Here is a 15,651-nt window from a genome sequence, read left to right as displayed (position 1 = left end):
CCGGGCGCGCGCACCGGCCCGGCGCTCAGCCGAGGCCGTCGAACGGACGGACCTCGACCTTGCCCCGGCACGCCCGGGAGCCCTCCGCCGCCAGCGCCAGCGCCACGTCGAGGTCGGGAGCGTCGATGATCCAGAAGCCCCCGATGACCTCCTTGGTCTCGAGGTAGGGCCCGTCGGTCATCACCGGGCGGTCGCCCTGGCCGTCGACGACGGTCGCGTTCGAGGCCGGGGCCAGCCCGCCCGCGAACACCCAGTAGCCCTCGGCGCGGAGCTTCTCGTTGAACGCGCCGGTCTCGGCGAACGACTCCTCCATCTCCTCCCGGGAGCCGTAGCTGCCGAACTCGGTCGTCTCGGCGGGGCCGTGCACGCTCAGCAGGTATCGAGTCATCGGACTTCTCCTCTTGTCCCGGTGGTCCTGGTGACCACTCTCTACCCCCACCACGAACGGGACCGCGCCGACACGACAGCCGGCTGGAAGGATGGCGGCGTGGCCCACGTGCACCGTCTCGATCACATCGGCATCACCGTCGCGGACCTCGACGCGGCCACGGCGTTCTTCGTCGGGCTCGGCCTCGAGGTCGAGGGCAGGGGATCCGTGGAGGGTGAGTTCGTGGAGACCGTATGCGGCATCCCCGGCGCCCACTGCGAGATCGTGATGCTCCGCCCACCGGACGGCGGGTGCCGGCTGGAGCTCTCGAGCTTCGTCACGCCCGACCACGTGCCCGGCTCGCCCGCGGCGATGGCCAACGAGCTGGGCCTGCGCAACGTGTCCTTCGAGGTCGGCGACCTCGACGCGGCCGTCGACGCCGTTGCCGCGGACGGCTACGGACTCGTCGGCGGCATCGGCGAGTACCAGGGCAGCGTGCGGATGGCCTACGTGCGCGGGCCCGAGGGCATCATCGTGTCCCTGTTCGAGCAGGCCGGCTGACGGGGCAGCGTCCAGGGCCCGGCCGGGGGTTGCCTAGGCTGGCCGCATGAGCATCCTCTCGACCCCGATCGCCCGGCTGGACGGCACGTCCACGACCCTCGGCGAGATCACCGGCGGCCGGCCGGCGCTGCTGGTGAACGTGGCCTCGAAGTGCGGCCTGACGCCGCAGTACACCGGGCTGGAGGAGCTCCAGGAGCGGTTCGCCGCCCGCGGGTTCACCGTGGTGGGCCTGCCCTGCAACCAGTTCATGGGCCAGGAGCCCGGCTCGGCCTCCGAGATCGCCGAGTTCTGCTCCGCGACGTACGGCGTGACCTTCCCGATGACCGAGAAGATCGAGGTCAACGGCGAGGGCCGCCACGAGATCTACGAGGCGCTCGTCTCGACGCCCGACGAGCAGGGCGAGGCGGGCGACGTGCAATGGAACTTCGAGAAGTTCCTCGTCGCCGGTGACGGGTCCGTGGTCGGCCGGTTCCGTCCGAAGGTCGAGCCCGAGGACCCACGCCTCGTCTCCGCCATCGAGGAGCTGATCGGCTGAGCGGGTGACCTCCGGGTCCTCGTCGTCGGCACCGCCTAGCGTCGGACGCGTCCGGTGATCGGCGGGAGGTCCGCGAGCGTCACGATCCCGGGCGGTGCGGCGACGACGGCCGGCACGGCGTTGGTGACCGGCATCGCGGTGTAGATCATGCCGAGGTCCATGAAGCCTTCCGTCCAGTCCTGCGGCGGGAGGCAGTGCAGCACGGTGCGCATGTTCGGCACGCCGAACACCTGGATCACGTGCCCGTGCGCGAGCGGCTTCGGCGGGACCGTGTGCTCGCCCATGACCCAGTTGAAGCCGACGCTCACGACGTTGCGGTCGCCCACCCAGCCGCGGTGGTAGCCGAGCACGCCGCCGACGGTCCCGGCCGGGATGGTCATGAAGCCGAGGTCGCTGTCGCCGGTCGCCGCCGTGAACTCGACGTCGAAGGTCAGCCGGTCCAGGGTCACCCCGATCGCGTCGGCCATCATCGCCGCCGACTCGGCGAACACCTCGCTCTCCCGGCGAACGCTCTCGCCGAGGCCCGGGGTGTCCGGCGGCTGGGAGAACCCCATCGCCGTCTGGGTCTCCGCGCTCTCGTACGTCGAGCAGTCGACGGACTCGGTGATCCGGATCTCGTCGACCCGCTCGCACGCCCCGCTCAGCACCATCCCGACCGTGTTCGTGAGTCCGGGATGGGCGCCGCTGCCGAAGATCGACGTACCGCCGCGCTCGCAGGCCTTCCGGACCCGGTCCAGGTCGGACGGCGACTGCTTGCCGCCGGTGATCCAGGCGGCCGAGCTGCACACGTTCACCCCCGCCTCGAGCAGTGCGCACAGCTCGTCGATGCTGGGCCACAGCGGGTTGTAGCAGCACGCGTCGGCGCCGAGCGCGAGCAGCGCGGTGACGTCGTTCGTCGCGCGGACGCCCGTCGGCGCCGGCCAGCCGCAGAGCTCGGCCGCGTCGCGCCCGACCTTCTCCGCACCGTGCGCGTACACGCCGACGAGCTCGAGGTCCGGGCGGCCGAGGATCGCGTGCAGCGACCGCCGCCCGATGTTGCCGGTCGTCCACTGGATCACGCGCAGGGGTCTGTCCATGGGCGGCAGAGTAGAACGTGTTCTAGCCGCTGAACAGGGCCGCCGGTGGCGGGCCGCCGGTCAGGCGGTGATCGCGACGGCGCCCAGGAGGCGGTCCCGCAGCGCCGCCAGCTGGGACACCGACTCGATGAAGCGGGCCGTGCTCTCGCCGATCCCGAGGTCGTCGAAGTAGTGGTGCCGCATCGCCACCCGGGCGAGGTGGTGCTCGTCGTGCTCGAGCCGGGCCGCCACGAGCGCCGCCACCTCGGCGGCGTCGACGTCGGCGAGCACGTCCGCGCACCGGCTCACCGGGACGTCGCGGCGGAGCCGGTCGGCGTCGTGGTGCCGGTCGGTGATGAAGATCGGGCGCTCGGTGCGCAGGTACAACCAGTCCAGCCCGACCGACGACACGTCGGTGACCATCGCGTCGCAGTCCGGCAGGACCGCCAGGATGTCGCCGGACGTGACGGACCGGTGCAGCGGCCCCGCCGCCTCGACGAGCGCGAGGATCGCGTGGTGAGCGTCCCGGACCGCCGGCGTCTCGCTCGTGGTGACCTTGGGGTGCGGCTTGTAGACCAGCCGCACCTCGGGAACGGCCAGGATGCCGCGGGCGATCTCGACGCCGAGGGTGTCGACCGAGGTGTAGTCGTTGTACTCGGCGTCGCCCTCCCAGGTCGGGGCGTAGAGGACGGTACGCCGGTCGCTCGGCTCGAGCAGCGAGGGCGGTCGCAGGTCGAGCTGCGGGCGGCCGGTCCGCACCAGCTTGGCGGTGTCGAGCTCGAGCACCTCGGCGGCGTACCGCTGGACCGCGGCCTCGCCGGCGACGAACACGCGGTCGTAGGCCTTGGCGTTGTTCGACGCCATGCTCTGCTTGTCGCTCTCGCCGTGGTTGATGTGCACGTGCAGCATCCCGGTGTGCAGCAGCGACTGGAAGTTGAGCACCGAGTTGTTGCAGTAGAGGACGACCTTGGCGTCCAGCTCCGCGTAGAGCTCGGCGAGCTCGGCGAAGGCTGGGGCGACCGAGATGGGGAGCCGGGTCCGCTCCCGCAGCACCAGGGCCGACTCCGGGTCGCGCAGCACCAGGCCGACGGGCTGCTGCTGGTCGAGCAGCTCCAGGACGGGGAGCCACTGGATCAGCTGGTACGTCCGGGTGGGATCGTCGGCGAAGTAGGCGAGGACGGGAACGCGGTTCACTCCCTGATTTTACGTGGTGGTCGCGAGCGTCAGCGGCCGGGCCTCCGTCGCCCCGGCCGCCCGCACCGCCCGGGCCGCGAGGGTGAGGGTCCAGCCGGTGACGACGAGGTCGTCGACCACGAGGATCCGCTGTCCGGACAGGTCGTCGGCCTGGAGCGCGAAGCGGCGGCCGACCGCCGCGACGCGTTGTGCGGAGTTGGCCGCACCCTGCCCGGGGAGCACGTCCGGGTCGACGATCGCCCAGCGTCCGACGACCGGGACCTGCAGGTAGCGCGAGAGCCCGTCGGCCAGGTCGGCGGTCAGCGCCGGCCGGCTCGCGGACTCGACCACGACGATCCCGTCGACCGCCGGCTGCCAGTCGCCCAGCACCTCGATCACGGCCTTGACCAGCCCGATCGGCACCGGGCCGTCCGCCGTCCCGGGCGCGAAGAGCTCCCGGAGCGCGTTGCCGTAGCCGAGGTCGGTGAGCCGGGCCACGGCGCGGCCCTCCCCGGCCGTGTCGGCGATCTTGCCCTTGAGGTCGAGGCCGAGGTTGGCCAGCGACGTCGGCCACATCTTGCGCGGCTCGACGGGGATGCCGGGCCGGGACAGCCGGGCGCCGGCCTCCTCGACGGCGGCCGCGGAGACGTCGGCCGACAGGCTCAGGCCCCCGCAGTTGTCGCAGCGGCCGCAGATCGCTGCCTCCGGGTCGTCGAGCTGCTCGCGCAGGAAGCGCATCCGGCAGCCGTCGGTCGCGATGTAGTCGAGCATCGCGCGCTGCTCACGCTCGCGCGCCTCGCTGACGCGGCGGTAGCGCTCCTCGTCGTAGGTCCACGGCCGGCCGGTCGCCTCCCAGCCGCCGCGCACCCGGCGTACGGCGCCGTCGACGTCGAGCACCTTCAGCATCGTCTCGAGCCGGGTGCGGTTGAGGTCGACGTACGTCTCCAGGGTGGCGGTGCTGAGCGGGCGACCCTCCTCGGCGAGCACCTCGAGGGTGCGGCGCACCTGCTCCTCGCGCGGGAAGGCCAGCGAGGCGAAGTAGGCCCAGATGTCGCGGTCCTCGATCGCCGGGAGCAGCACCACCGTCGCCTCGTCGGTGCCACGGCCGGCACGGCCGACCTGCTGGTAGTAGGCGACCGGGGACGCTGGCGCCCCCATGTTGACCACGAAGCCGAGGGTCGCGTCGAAGCCCATGCCGAGGGCGCTCGTGGCGATCAGCGCCTTGACCCGGCCGGTGGCGAGGTCCTGCTCCAGGGCGTGCCGCTCGGTGGTCTCGGTCTGGCCGGAGTACGCCGCGACGTCGTGGCCCCGCGAGCGCAGGTAGTCCGCGATCTCCTGGGTGGCCGCGACGGTCAGGCAGTAGACGATGCCCGACCCGGGCTGCTCGGCGAGGTGGTCGGCGAGCCAGGCCAGCCGCTGCTCCGGGGTCTTCAGCCGGACCACGCCCAGCCGGAGCGACTCGCGGTCCAGCGATCCCCGCAGCACCAGCACGTCGCCGAGGGACCCGGCGGTGCCCAGCTGCTCGGCCACGTCGTTCGTCACCCGCTGGTTGGCGGTCGCCGTCGTCGCCAGCACGGGGATGCCGTCGGGCAGGTCGCCGAGCAGCGTGCGGATCCGCCGGTAGTCGGGCCGGAAGTCGTGGCCCCAGTCGGAGATGCAGTGGGCCTCGTCGACGACGAGCAGGCCGCAGGTCGCCGCGAGCCGGGGCAGCACCTCGTCGCGGAACCCGGGGTTGTTCAGCCGCTCCGGGCTGACCAGCAGCACGTCGACCTCGCCGGCGCGGATCGCCTCCTGGATCGGCTCCCAGTCCTCCATGTTGGTGGAGTTGATGGTGACCGCGCGGATGCCGGCCCGCTCGGCGGCCGCGATCTGGTTGCGCATCAGGGCGAGCAGCGGCGAGACGATCACGGTCGGCCCGGCGCCCTGCTCCCGCAGCAGCAGGGTCGCGACGAAGTAGACCGCGGACTTGCCCCAGCCGGTGCGCTGCACGACCAGCGCGCGCCTCCGGTCGACGGCCAGCGCCTCGATCGCCGCCCACTGGTCCTCGCGCAGGACCGCGTCGTCGCTCCCGACGAGAGCACGGAGATGGGCCTCGGCCCCCTCCCGGGTGACCGCTCCTGGCGTCGCGGTGCCACGGGTCACGGAGCCTCGGGTCATGCCGCCTGTCTACCAGCCGCCGGTGACAGGACCGGAGCGGGTGGTATCTGCCTGTGGACGACGCGCTCCTCACCACCAGCGCGGCTCACTCGGGGCCGCCGGTCACAGGAGCAGCCATGATCACCACCTTCCGCACCATCACGGCCGCCGGCGCCGCGGCCCTCGCCCTCGCCGGTGGCGCCGCACTCACCGGCACGAGCGCCCAGGCCGACGGCGGCGCCCACCGCCTGCCCCCGCGCCCGGAGGCCCGGTCGCTCGTCTCCAGCTGCTCGGGCGGCCAGGAGATCTCGATGTCCCGGCGGGCCACCGACTACCAGGGTCTGGCCGCCGGCGCCGCCGCCGAGGTCGAGGGCTCGCAGCTGCAGGTCAAGGGTCCCACGAAGGGCACCGACACGGTGCTCGTGACGCTGTACGCGATGTCGTACAGCGGTGGGTCGTCGGTCCAGCTCTACCGCGACGGCGTCGGGACGTCGGAGGGCAGCAAGTACCTCGCCTACGGCACCACGCTCGACCAGGGCGCGGTGCAGTTCTGCACCAAGATCGGCAAGGGTCAGCACACCCTGAGCCTCAAGGTCACCGACACCGGCGGCAGCGGTACGACGCTCTACTACCCGACCGTGACGTACCAGCGCTTCAGCTGAGCCCCGGTCCTCGTCGAGTGACGTGAACTGGCTGCGATCTCGCCTCGGAGAGAGCCAGCTCGCGTCACTCGACGGGCGATCCGGCGACGAACGCCTCCCCGCGGAGCACCGGCACGACGTCTGTCGCGTCGACCTCGGCGGCGACGTCGACGTCCGCCGCGAACCCGATCCCGACCAGCTCCTGGCCGCTCGCGCACGCGACCAGGTCATCGGGGAACGCCGCTGCGCGGTAGGCCCGCTCGGCCACCCGTGCCTCCGCGGTCAGCCCGGAGCGGCCCAGGTCGACGAGCCCGGCGATCACCGCGCCCGCACCCCAGAGGTCCTCGACCGCGGGCCGCAGGGTGTCGTCGGGCCAGCGCTCGCCGGCAGCGACCACCGCGACCGGCTCGTCCCGCCCGGCCAGCCAGCGCGCGACCGCCGACACGTTGCGCAACGAGGCACCGACGACGGTGGCGCCGGCCCCGGCGAGGCCGAACGCGATCGCCGAGCCGTTCGGCGACGGCAGCACCAGCCGCTCGACGCCCTCCGCCGCCCGCACGGACGCCGGCGACAGGCTCACCCCGTCGCGCACCGACCGGCCGGTCGCCAGGACGGCGTCCCGCTCCTCGGCGTACGCCACCGCACGCTCGTCCTTCCAGCGGAACGGGTAGACCGTCATCCCGCGCTCGACCGCCACGCTCAGCGTGGTGGTGAACGACAGCACGTCGACGACCACGGCGATCCCGCCGGGCTCGACGATCGAGGCGGCCCCGGTGGGGCCCCACTCGAAGGAGATCACCAGATGCGGACCCGCTCGGCCGGGTCAAGCCAGAGGCCGTCCCCATCCGCCGTGCCGAAGACCTCGTGGAACTCGTCGAGGTTGCGCACGATGTTCGCGCGGAACTCCGGCGGGCTGTGCGGGTCGATGGTGAGGTACTGGAGGTCCTGCTCCTTGCGGCGCTTGGTCCGCCAGCAGTACGCCCAGTTCATGAACAGCTTCCGGCGGTCCTCGACCGAGGCCGCTCCGTCCCGGGCGATGAGGTACGCCGTATGTCCGATCGTCAGCCCACCGAGGTCGCCGATGTTCTCACCGACGGTGAGCGCGCCGTTGACGTGCTCACCGGGCAGGTTGCGCGGCTCGAAGGCGTCGTACTGCTCGATCAGCGCCCGCGACTTGACCTGGAAGGCCTCCTTGTCGGCCGGGGTCCACCAGTCGTTGAGGTTGCCGGCGCCGTCGTACTGCGCACCCTGGTCGTCGAAGCCGTGGCCGACCTCGTGGCCGATCACCGCGCCGATGCCGCCGTAGTTCTCGGCCTCGTCGGCGTCCGGGGAGAAGAACGGCTTCTGGAGGATGCCCGCGGGGAAGCAGATCTCGTTGGTGCCCGGGTTGTAGTAGGCGTTGACGGTCTGCGGGAGCATGAACCACTCGTCCCGGTCGACCGGCGAGCCGATCTTCGCGAGCTGCCGGTCGGTCTCGAACGCGGACGCCGCCGCCACGTTGCCGAGCAGGTCGTCGCGCGTGACCTCGAGCCGCGAGTAGTCGCGGAACTTCTCCGGGTAGCCGATCTTCGGGCGGAACGTGTCGAGCTTCTCGTACGCCCGCTGCTTGGTCTCGTCGGTCATCCAGTCGAGCTTCGAGATCGACTGGCGGTACGCCGCGAGCAGGTTCGCGACCAGGTCGTCCATCATCGCCTTGGACGCGGGCGGGAAGTGCCGGGCGACGTACTCCTTGCCGACCGCCTCGCCCATCGCACCCTCGACCAGCGCGACGCCGCGCTTCCAGCGGGCCCGCAGCTCGGGCGTGCCGTTGAGGGTGCGGCCGTAGAAGTCGAAGTTGGTCTCGACGAAGTCGTCGGTGAGGTACCCGGCGGAGGCGCGCAGCACGTGGGCGAGCAGCCAGTGCCGCCACTCGTCGATGCCGACCTCCTCGAGGACCCCGGAGAGGTGGGCGACGTAGGAGGGCTGGCGCACGCACACCTCGGCGAGCGTCTCGTCCGAGCCGCCGAGGTTCGTGACGTAGGCGTCCCAGTCGAAGGCCGGCGCCAGCTCGACCAGCTCGGCCTTGGTCATCAGGTTGTAGGTCTTCTGGACGTCGCGGGTCTCCGCCCGCTCCCAGTGCCCGGCCGCGAGCCGGGTGTCGATGTCGAGCACGGTCCAGGCCGCCGCCTCCGCGCCGTCGTGCTCCGCGAGCGTGAACAGCCGGGTCAGGTAGGCGACGTACTTCTCGCGCACCTCGGCGAACTTCTCGTCGCGGTAGTACGACTCGTCCGGCAGGCCCAGGCCGCCCTGGACGAGGTTGAAGAGGTAGCGGTCGGAGTCCTTGGAGTCGGTGTCGACGTAGGACCCGAACAGGCCGTGCCCGCCGATCCGCTCGAACTCGCCCAGGAAGGCCGCCAGGTCGCGGACGTCGCGCAGGCCGGCCACGGCGTCGACCAGCGGCCGGATCGGCCGGGTGCCGCGGGCGTTGACGGTGTCCTCGTCCATGAACGACGCGAAGAGGTCACCGATCTTGCGGGCGTCGTCGTCGACGTCCGCGCCCTCGGCGACCTGCCGCGCGAGGTCCTCGATGATCGCGTGCACGTGCTCCTCGGCGGCGTCCCCGAGCTGGACGAAGGGGCCCCAGCTCGAGCGGTCCGACGGGATCTCCGTCTCGTCGAGCCAGCGGCCGTTCACGTGGCCGAAGAGGTCGTCCTGCGGCCGGATGTCGGGGTTCATGCCCTCGCGGGCCTCGTCGAGGGTGCTCACGCGACGACCCTAGCCCGCTGATGGCGGATACTCCCGTCATGTCCTCACTCGAGATGCCTGCGGACGAGCGCGACTACGGCACCAAGGTCGGCGCGATCGAGCCCGGCGGGATCGAGTTCATCCCGCTGGAGGAACGGCACGGCCGGCCCGTGCAGCTGCTCTGGACGTGGGCGTCGCCGAACTTCGAGTTCGCGACCGTCTTCGTCGGCGCGCTCGGCACGCTGTTCTTCGGACTGAGCTTCGGTCAGGCGGCGACAGCGATCGTCGCCGGCACGCTCGCCGGGGCGCTCACGCACGGGTACCTCTCCACGATGGGCCCGCGCACCGGGCTGCCGCAGATGGTGGCGGCGCGCTCGGCGTTCGGCTTCGCGGGCAACGCGATCCCGGCCACCGTGAACGCGCTGATGGCCGGCATCGGGTGGTTCGCGGTCAACAGCGTCAGCGGCGCGCTGGCCCTGGCCTCGCTCACCGACCTGCCCGACGTCCTCTGCCTGCTCGTGGTGGTGGTCGCCCAGGTCGTGGTCGCGTTCTTCGGCTACAACCTCGTGCACGTCTTCGAGCGCTACGCGTTCCCCCTGCTCGCGGTTGTCTTCGCGGTCGCCACCGTCATCGTCTTCACGAAGGCCGACGCCGGTGCCGCCGGGGGCGGCGGCGGCTTCGGGGGCTGGATGCTGCTGGCCGCCGCCAGCTTCGGGTACGCCGCCGGCTGGAACCCGTACGCCTCCGACTACACCCGCTACCTGGCGCCCGACGCCGACCGTCGCCAGGTCTTCCTGTTCTCCGGGCTCGGCATCTTCGGCGCGTGCGTGCTGCTGGAGCTGGCGGGCGCGGCGGCGGTGACGACCGGCGCGGACGCGTTCCTCGGCAACCCCACCACGGCCTTCACCGACCTGCTCCCCACCGCGATCGGGGACCTCACCCTGCTCTGCATCGCGCTGGGAGCCGTCTGCGCGAACGTGCTCAACATCTACTCCGGCTCGATGGCCTTCCTCGCCCTCGAGATCAAGATCCCGTCCCACATCCGGCGGGCACTGGTCGCGCTGGTGTTCGGCGTGATCGGCTTCCTCTTCGCGTGGTCCGGGCTCTCGGACGCCGGCGCGAAGTACGAGAACTTCCTGCTCGTCATCGCCTACTGGGTGGCCCCGTGGCTCGGCGTCGTGCTGACCGACCGGCTGCTGCGCGGCGGCGGCGTACCTCCGCGGGCGCTGCTCGAGCGCGGCTACTCGAACTGGGCCGGACCGATCGCGTTCGTGGCTGCGACGGTGGTCTCGGTGTGGCTGTTCTCGAGCCAGACCAAGTACGTCGGGCCCGTGGCCGAGGCGCACCCGGGCATCGGCGACCTGACCCCCGTGGTCGGCTTCGCGCTGGCCGCGCTCCTCTACGCCGTGCTCTTCAAGCCGCTCGCGGTACGGTCCGCGGCATGACGCTCGACCTCGCCACCGCTCGCGACTGGCTGGCCGTCGCCGTCTCGGAAGCCCGGGTGGGCCTCGCCGAGGGCGGTATCCCCATCGGTGGGGCGCTGGTCGCCGCGGACGGCACCGTGCTCGGTCGCGGCCACAACCGCCGGGTGCAGGACGACGACCCGTCCATGCACGGCGAGACCTCGGCGTTCCGCAACGCCGGCCGCCAGCGCACCTACGCCGGCACCACGATGGTCACGACGCTCTCGCCGTGCTGGTACTGCTCCGGCCTGGTCCGCCAGTTCGGCATCTCCCGTCTGGTGATCGGCGAGGCGACGACGTTCTTCGGCGGTCACGAGTGGCTCGCGGAGAACGGCGTCGAGGTCGTGCTGCTCGACGACCCGGAGTGCATCGACCTGATGGAGCGCTTCATCGCCGACCGCCCCGACCTGTGGTTCGAGGACATCGGCGTCGACCCGAGCTGACGCGGGTGGGGTGGCGGCGATCAGCGGACCCGGACGACCGACTTCCCGAGGGTCTTGCGCGCTTCCATGTCCAGGAGGGCCTGACCGAAGCCGTCGAGGTCGTACGTCGCGCCGATCGGCGGCCTGACCACCCCGGACTCCAGCATCGGCAGCAGCTCCTGCCACTGCTGCTGCATGAAGCCGGGCCGGACCATGGCGTACGCACCCCAGCCGACACCGCGGACGTCGACGTTGTTGAGCAGCAGCCGGTTGACCTTCACCTCGGGGATGCCCTGCCCGGCGGCGAAGCCCACCACGAGCAGCCGGCCCTGCGGCGCGAGGCTGCGCAGCGAGTCGGTGAACGCGTCACCGCCCACGACGTCCACGACCACGTCGACGCCCTTCCCGCCGGTGAGGTCCTTGACCGCGTCGCGGAAGCCGTCGAGCAGGACGGCCTCGTCGGCACCGGCGGTCCGCGCGACCTCGGCCTTCTCCTCGGTGCTGACCACGGCGATCGTGCGGGCGCCGTACCCCTTGGCGACCTGGATGGTCGCGGTGCCGACGCCGCCGGCGGCGCCGTGCACCAGCACGGTCTCGCCTGCCTCGAGGCCTCCGCGCTCGGCGAGGGCGAACTGCGCGGTCAGGTAGTTCATCGGCAGCGCCGCGCCCTCGTCGTACGACACGTGGTCGGGGAGGGCGAAGGTGGACATGGCCGGGTTCGCGACCAGCTCGGCCGCCCCGCCCCAACCGCCGACGCCGGCGACCCGCTGGCCCGGCTCGAAGCCGTCGGGGCCGGAGACGACCGTGCCGGCGAAGTCCACGCCGAGCGTGAACGGCACCTCCGGCTTCATCTGGTACTCGCCCTTGCTCAGCAGGAGGTCCGGGAACGAGATGCCGACGCTGTGCACCTCGACGAGCACGTCGTCGGACCCGGGCGTCGGCTCGGGCACGTCGTTGACGACGACGTCGGCGGGACCGGTGGTCGTGACTACCTGGGCGGCGCGCATGCACCCTGACGTTAGCGGTGGCCGTGGAAGGGATCGCGCACCGTCCCACCGACGTGGACCGCGCCCAGGATGCTCGGGTGGCTGGTCGGTTGGACCAGGTCCAGGTCTGCGAGGTCGGCCTGATGACGAGGCGGCTCGCCCGCCCGACATGGCCGCCGACGAGGGCCGACCAGTCGGGGTACCAACGACGTCCTGGACGGCGGTGCACCCCGAGCACGAGACCGTACGCACCAGTGCGGCGAGCGGATTGGAGTCCGCACCGGCCGCAGCGGCACCCTAGCCACGAACGCGCTCCCGTACGTAACTGTGCTTTCGAGGGCCGCGTCCTCCCACCCGGTGTCAGCGCGACGTAACATGTCGACGCGCATTGTTCGGAGGTCGGCAGGCGGGGAGATCGTGGGCAACACTCACGCAGGTTGGTACGACGACGGCACCGGCAGCAAGCGCTGGTGGGATGGCGAGAAGTGGACGGACGACGTTCAGCCGCCGCAGGTTGCCACCCGCGGCGGCCTCCCCGGAGCGGCCCGCACGATCGAGGCGGAGGCTGTCGCCGGAGCCCAGGCGCGCCCGGCTCCGCAGCGCGCCAGCTACGTGGTTCTCCAGGTGATTCTGAAGGAGAAGTTGTGGGGGACCGGCTCGGGGAACCTGCCTGAGTTGGAGAACGCCATCAATGCCCAGGCAGCACTGGGCTACCGACTCCACACCATCTCCACAGCCGCCTCTGGCAGCAAGGGGCTTGGGGGCGGGGACCGGATCCAGGCGACGATGGTGTTCGAGCGGCTCACCTGATCCCAGGCTCGGCACGCGATGACCGCCGTTCGAGCCCGGATGCGTCTCCTACGTTCGCCGGTGGAAGGTGACGTCGCCGTTGGGGTGGTGGGTGGTCCGGTAGCCGGTGTCGTGGGCGCGGGCGTGGTGCCAGGGGCACAGGGAGATGCCGTCTTTGAGGTTGGTGTGGCCGCCGTCGGTCCAGCGCTGCTTGTGGTGGGCGTGCAGGCCGGTGGCGCGGTCGCAGCCCTCGGCGCGGCAGCCGCGGTCGCGGACCAGCATCGCGGTCCGTTGGGCCTCGCTGAACAGGCGCCGTTTGCGGCCCACGTCCAACGGCTGGGAGTCGCCGTCCAGGACGACCGGGATGATCCCGGCCTGGCAGGCCAGCCGGCGGGCCAGGGCGGGGGAGATCTTCTCCCCGGTGTCCAGCACCCCGGCCTTCTCGAGGCGGCCGAGCAGGACGTCGAGGTCGAGGAGCACCACCGCGGTCGCGGAGACGCCGCCGGTGGTGGGGAGCCGGTCGGCGGGGTAGCGCTCGATCAGCTCGCACAACGCCCGCCCCCACGCCTCGGGGGTGTCCGGCCGCACCACACCAGGCCCCTGGGTGGCGGCCACGTGCCGAGGTGCGGCCAGGGCGCCGAGGATCTTCCGGAGGGTGGCGCCGTGGAGGGTGGGGACCGTGAAGGTGCCGTGGGTCTTGCCCTGGCCGTCGTCGTACATCGAGAGCCGGCAGGCCTTGGCGGCGGCGGCCTCCTCCTTGGCCAGGAGTGCGGCTTCGCGGGCGTCGGCCTCCGCGGGTGCGACCACCTCGAACAGGTGCTTCCCGAGCCGGTTCAACGCCGTCGCGTCGTGGTGCCGGGCGAGGGCCAGCAGGTGCGCCTCGGCCTCGGCGACCTTCGCGGCCGGGACCGTGTCCGGGAGGTCCTCGACCCAGCGGATCACCACCCGCGCCTGGTCGGCCAACACCCGCCCAGCGGCCAGCGCGTCCCGCGTCGGGCGATGCGCCTCCAGGTCACGGCCGAGCCGCACCGCCGCGTACGCCGCGGCCCGGGTCGCCTTCGTCTCGTGGGCCAGCCAGCTCGCGGCACTGGACGCGCCGACGTTCTGACCGACGTGCAGCTCCTCGGCGTGCGCGGCGACCCGGGCCTTCAGCTCGGAGACCTGCGCCTCCAACCGGGTCAGCTCGACCAGCGTCCCCGCCGTCTCGACCGCATCCATGGACCACACCGACGCATCGACCACGGCGTCGGCCGCACCACGCATCCGCGAGACAGCGACCGACACCCGGTGTCGGGGTGTGGTCATCGCTGTCATGGTTCAACCCAAGCACCGGCCACCGACAGTCGGACGCTCAGAACCCTTGTTTTGACCAGCATTTGGACAATCCAGGAAAGTTTCTTCAGCAGAGATTTCGTGGGAGCTGCGGCGGACCCGCAAGCCGGGAAGCGACCTCGTCCCGAGCCCGCCGTACCGCCTCGCTGCCATGTCGGTCGCCACCACTGTCGGCCCGCAGCCCCTGTCAGTTCTGCCACCGCTCGACCACCCCTCGTCAGCGAGGCTGCACCAGCTGATTCATCTCGAAGTGCATCGGGTCGGTGTAGTGCCAGTCGCCGCCCCAGGTGAAGCCCCAGTGCTTGAAGATCGCCACCACGCCGCGGTCGATCCGGCCGGCGGTCCCGCGCTGGTTCTCGACCGCGTTGATGTCGAGGGCGAGGCCGAACGCGTGGTTGGACAGGGTGGTCGTCCCGGCGATGAAGCGCGGGTAGAAGCAGCCGGCGTACTGGGTCGGGTGGATCGTGTCGGCCAGGCCCTGGGTGATCACGTCCTCCAGCGCGGCACGCAGCTGCGGGAAGATCAGCTTGTTGCAGGTGACGTTGCCGAGGATCGGCACCGGCTCGGTGGCGATGTGGCTCCTCACCCAGGCCGGGTCGGGAGCGATGTGACCGCCGGAGAGCACGGTGTAGCGGAACGTGCCGACCGCGTCGGCGATGGTGCCGACGACGACCGCGGTCTGGACGACGCCGGGGTCGAGGCCCTCGCGGGCGACCACGTCGGTCATCGAGACCGCGGCGTCCGTGCCCCGGAGGATCCTCTCGATCGGCTTGCGCAGCGGCTCCGGCGCGGTGCCGCCGGTGCGGATCAGCAGCGCGTTGCCCTCGGTCATGTCGAGGTCCTTGATCCAGGTCTCGTTGACGACCGCGTCGACCAGCCAGGACTGCTGCGCATAGGCCCCGACGTGCACCTTCGCGGCATCCGCGGTGCTGCCGAGGGCGAGGAACCCCTCCTTGTCGATCGGCGCCCGCTTCTCCAGGGCGGGGCGGATCGCGAGCTCGCCGCCGGCGACCCGGTTCCAGACCTGGTTGGCCTGGGCGCTCGCGGACTTAGTCACCCAGTTCCGGTACGTCGCCGGGTCGACAGCCGCGACGCTCAGGGTCCGGTTCTCGACCGGCACCGACGCCAAGGAGATCTGCTCGACGTCGAGGACGCCGTCGAGCCTGCGGATCGCGTCGACCTTGTCCTGCGGGATCGTCTTCGAGCCGTTCGCGACGATGTCGGCCGGCGCGATCAGGCCGGTACGCCGGCCGGGCGGGTCGACCGCGTGCTTCGGGTCGAGCGCGGGTGCCGCGGTCTGGCCGCTGGCCGCCGGGGTCGTGCTCGTCGTCTCGCTGGGTGCCGGGTCGCCGGCCTCGGTGCTCCCGTTGCACCCGGTCAGGAGCGCGCAGGCCAATGCCGCCGTACCCAGCGCACGCCCCAGTCGCATGGTCCCTCCCCGGATTCAGGGTACGTCTACCCCGCCGG

15 protein-coding genes are annotated in these 15,651 nt (G+C 71.9%); 6 read left to right on the top strand and 9 right to left on the bottom strand.

Annotated elements, in window-relative coordinates:
• Positions 1-25: 25 nt before the first annotated feature.
• Positions 26-388 (bottom strand): YciI family protein, encoded by a 363-nt coding sequence (locus tag N538_RS0115050; protein WP_028637967.1) that lies wholly within the window; start codon positions 386-388, stop codon positions 26-28.
• 99 nt (positions 389-487) lie between these two features.
• On the opposite strand from N538_RS0115050, the gene N538_RS0115045 reads away from it, so the two are divergent.
• Both N538_RS0115045 and N538_RS0115040 read left to right on the top strand, forming a co-directional pair.
• Entirely contained in the window at positions 488-928 is a 441-nt protein-coding gene (locus tag N538_RS0115045; RefSeq protein WP_028637966.1) for a VOC family protein, read from the top strand.
• A 46-nt stretch (positions 929-974) separates the two neighbouring features.
• On the top strand, positions 975-1,463 hold the full coding sequence (locus tag N538_RS0115040; RefSeq protein ID WP_028637965.1) for a glutathione peroxidase: 489 nt from the start codon (positions 975-977) through the stop codon (positions 1,461-1,463).
• A gap of 35 nt (positions 1,464-1,498) precedes the next feature.
• Here N538_RS0115040 and N538_RS0115035 read toward each other — a convergent pair whose 3' ends face one another.
• Genes N538_RS0115035 through N538_RS25650 form a run of 3 tightly spaced genes read right to left on the bottom strand, consistent with a single transcriptional unit; the run spans position 1,499 to position 5,848 of the window.
• Entirely contained in the window at positions 1,499-2,539 is a 1,041-nt protein-coding gene (locus tag N538_RS0115035) for an NAD(P)H-dependent amine dehydrogenase family protein (RefSeq protein ID WP_036570706.1), read from the bottom strand.
• A 60-nt stretch (positions 2,540-2,599) separates the two neighbouring features.
• A complete protein-coding gene (locus N538_RS25655; protein ID WP_051549322.1) occupies positions 2,600-3,712 on the bottom strand; it encodes a CDP-glycerol glycerophosphotransferase family protein in 1,113 nt (370 codons plus the stop codon).
• A gap of 9 nt (positions 3,713-3,721) precedes the next feature.
• On the bottom strand, positions 3,722-5,848 hold the full coding sequence (locus N538_RS25650; protein ID WP_051549321.1) for a RecQ family ATP-dependent DNA helicase: 2,127 nt from the start codon (positions 5,846-5,848) through the stop codon (positions 3,722-3,724).
• A 116-nt stretch (positions 5,849-5,964) separates the two neighbouring features.
• Between N538_RS25650 and N538_RS0115020 the strand changes: the two genes are divergently transcribed.
• The gene (locus N538_RS0115020) at positions 5,965-6,489 is read left to right on the top strand and encodes a hypothetical protein (RefSeq protein WP_028637963.1); all 525 of its coding nucleotides are present in this window, start codon (positions 5,965-5,967) and stop codon (positions 6,487-6,489) included.
• A gap of 64 nt (positions 6,490-6,553) precedes the next feature.
• On the opposite strand, the gene N538_RS0115015 is transcribed toward N538_RS0115020, so the two are convergent.
• Both N538_RS0115015 and N538_RS0115010 read right to left on the bottom strand, forming a co-directional pair.
• Entirely contained in the window at positions 6,554-7,267 is a 714-nt protein-coding gene (locus N538_RS0115015) for a 2-phosphosulfolactate phosphatase (RefSeq protein WP_231496233.1), read from the bottom strand.
• Positions 7,264-9,213 (bottom strand): M13 family metallopeptidase, encoded by a 1,950-nt coding sequence (locus N538_RS0115010; RefSeq protein WP_028637961.1) that lies wholly within the window; start codon positions 9,211-9,213, stop codon positions 7,264-7,266. Before N538_RS0115010 ends, N538_RS0115015 begins: the two co-directional genes overlap by 4 nt.
• Before the next feature lie 38 nt (positions 9,214-9,251).
• Here N538_RS0115010 and N538_RS0115005 point away from each other — a divergent pair, with 38 nt between their 5' ends.
• On the top strand, positions 9,252-10,637 hold the full coding sequence (locus tag N538_RS0115005) for a purine-cytosine permease family protein (protein ID WP_197025355.1): 1,386 nt from the start codon (positions 9,252-9,254) through the stop codon (positions 10,635-10,637).
• The gene (locus tag N538_RS0115000) at positions 10,634-11,098 is read left to right on the top strand and encodes a nucleoside deaminase (RefSeq protein WP_028637959.1); all 465 of its coding nucleotides are present in this window, start codon (positions 10,634-10,636) and stop codon (positions 11,096-11,098) included. The genes N538_RS0115005 and N538_RS0115000 overlap by 4 nt, the downstream gene beginning before the upstream one ends.
• Before the next feature lie 20 nt (positions 11,099-11,118).
• Here N538_RS0115000 and N538_RS0114995 read toward each other — a convergent pair whose 3' ends face one another.
• Complete coding sequence (locus N538_RS0114995; RefSeq protein ID WP_028637958.1) at positions 11,119-12,084, bottom strand: NADPH:quinone oxidoreductase family protein; 966 nt, start codon at positions 12,082-12,084, stop codon at positions 11,119-11,121.
• Positions 12,085-12,480: 396 nt separating this feature from the next.
• Here N538_RS0114995 and N538_RS28030 point away from each other — a divergent pair, with 396 nt between their 5' ends.
• Positions 12,481-12,873, top strand: a complete 393-nt coding sequence (locus tag N538_RS28030) for a DUF2510 domain-containing protein (protein WP_197025354.1) — start codon at positions 12,481-12,483, stop codon at positions 12,871-12,873.
• Positions 12,874-12,921: 48 nt separating this feature from the next.
• Here N538_RS28030 and N538_RS0114985 read toward each other — a convergent pair whose 3' ends face one another.
• Together N538_RS0114985 and N538_RS0114980 are read right to left on the bottom strand one after the other, a co-directional pair.
• Positions 12,922-14,157, bottom strand: a complete 1,236-nt coding sequence (locus N538_RS0114985) for an HNH endonuclease signature motif containing protein (RefSeq protein ID WP_231496232.1) — start codon at positions 14,155-14,157, stop codon at positions 12,922-12,924.
• A 244-nt stretch (positions 14,158-14,401) separates the two neighbouring features.
• Positions 14,402-15,613 carry a M15 family metallopeptidase gene (locus N538_RS0114980; RefSeq protein WP_028637955.1) on the bottom strand — a complete coding sequence of 404 codons (1,212 nt, stop codon included), beginning with the start codon at positions 15,611-15,613 and terminating at the stop codon, positions 14,402-14,404.
• Positions 15,614-15,651: the final 38 nt, after the last annotated feature.

The sequence above is a fragment of the Nocardioides sp. URHA0032 genome, assembly GCF_000620645.1.
Taxonomy (GTDB): Bacteria; Actinomycetota; Actinomycetes; order Propionibacteriales; family Nocardioidaceae; genus Nocardioides.
Note: the sequence above shows the minus strand (reverse complement) of the source record. Positions and strands in the feature narration are given on the sequence as shown.

What these genes read in the sequence shown, in the direction of transcription:
- N538_RS0115050 (WP_028637967.1), bottom strand. Translation starts at nt 388, where the DNA reads ATGACTCGATACCTGCTGAGCGTGCACGGCCCCGCCGAGACGACCGAG.
- N538_RS0115040 (WP_028637965.1), top strand. Translation starts at nt 975, where the DNA reads ATGAGCATCCTCTCGACCCCGATCGCCCGGCTGGACGGCACGTCCACG.
- N538_RS0115035 (WP_036570706.1), bottom strand. Translation starts at nt 2,539, where the DNA reads ATGGACAGACCCCTGCGCGTGATCCAGTGGACGACCGGCAACATCGGG.
- N538_RS25650 (WP_051549321.1), bottom strand. Translation starts at nt 5,848, where the DNA reads ATGACCCGAGGCTCCGTGACCCGTGGCACCGCGACGCCAGGAGCGGTC.
- N538_RS0115020 (WP_028637963.1), top strand. Translation starts at nt 5,965, where the DNA reads ATGATCACCACCTTCCGCACCATCACGGCCGCCGGCGCCGCGGCCCTC.
- N538_RS0115005 (WP_197025355.1), top strand. Translation starts at nt 9,252, where the DNA reads ATGTCCTCACTCGAGATGCCTGCGGACGAGCGCGACTACGGCACCAAG.
- N538_RS0115000 (WP_028637959.1), top strand. Translation starts at nt 10,634, where the DNA reads ATGACGCTCGACCTCGCCACCGCTCGCGACTGGCTGGCCGTCGCCGTC.
- N538_RS0114995 (WP_028637958.1), bottom strand. Translation starts at nt 12,084, where the DNA reads ATGCGCGCCGCCCAGGTAGTCACGACCACCGGTCCCGCCGACGTCGTC.
- N538_RS0114985 (WP_231496232.1), bottom strand. Translation starts at nt 14,157, where the DNA reads ATGACCACACCCCGACACCGGGTGTCGGTCGCTGTCTCGCGGATGCGT.
- N538_RS0114980 (WP_028637955.1), bottom strand. Translation starts at nt 15,613, where the DNA reads ATGCGACTGGGGCGTGCGCTGGGTACGGCGGCATTGGCCTGCGCGCTC.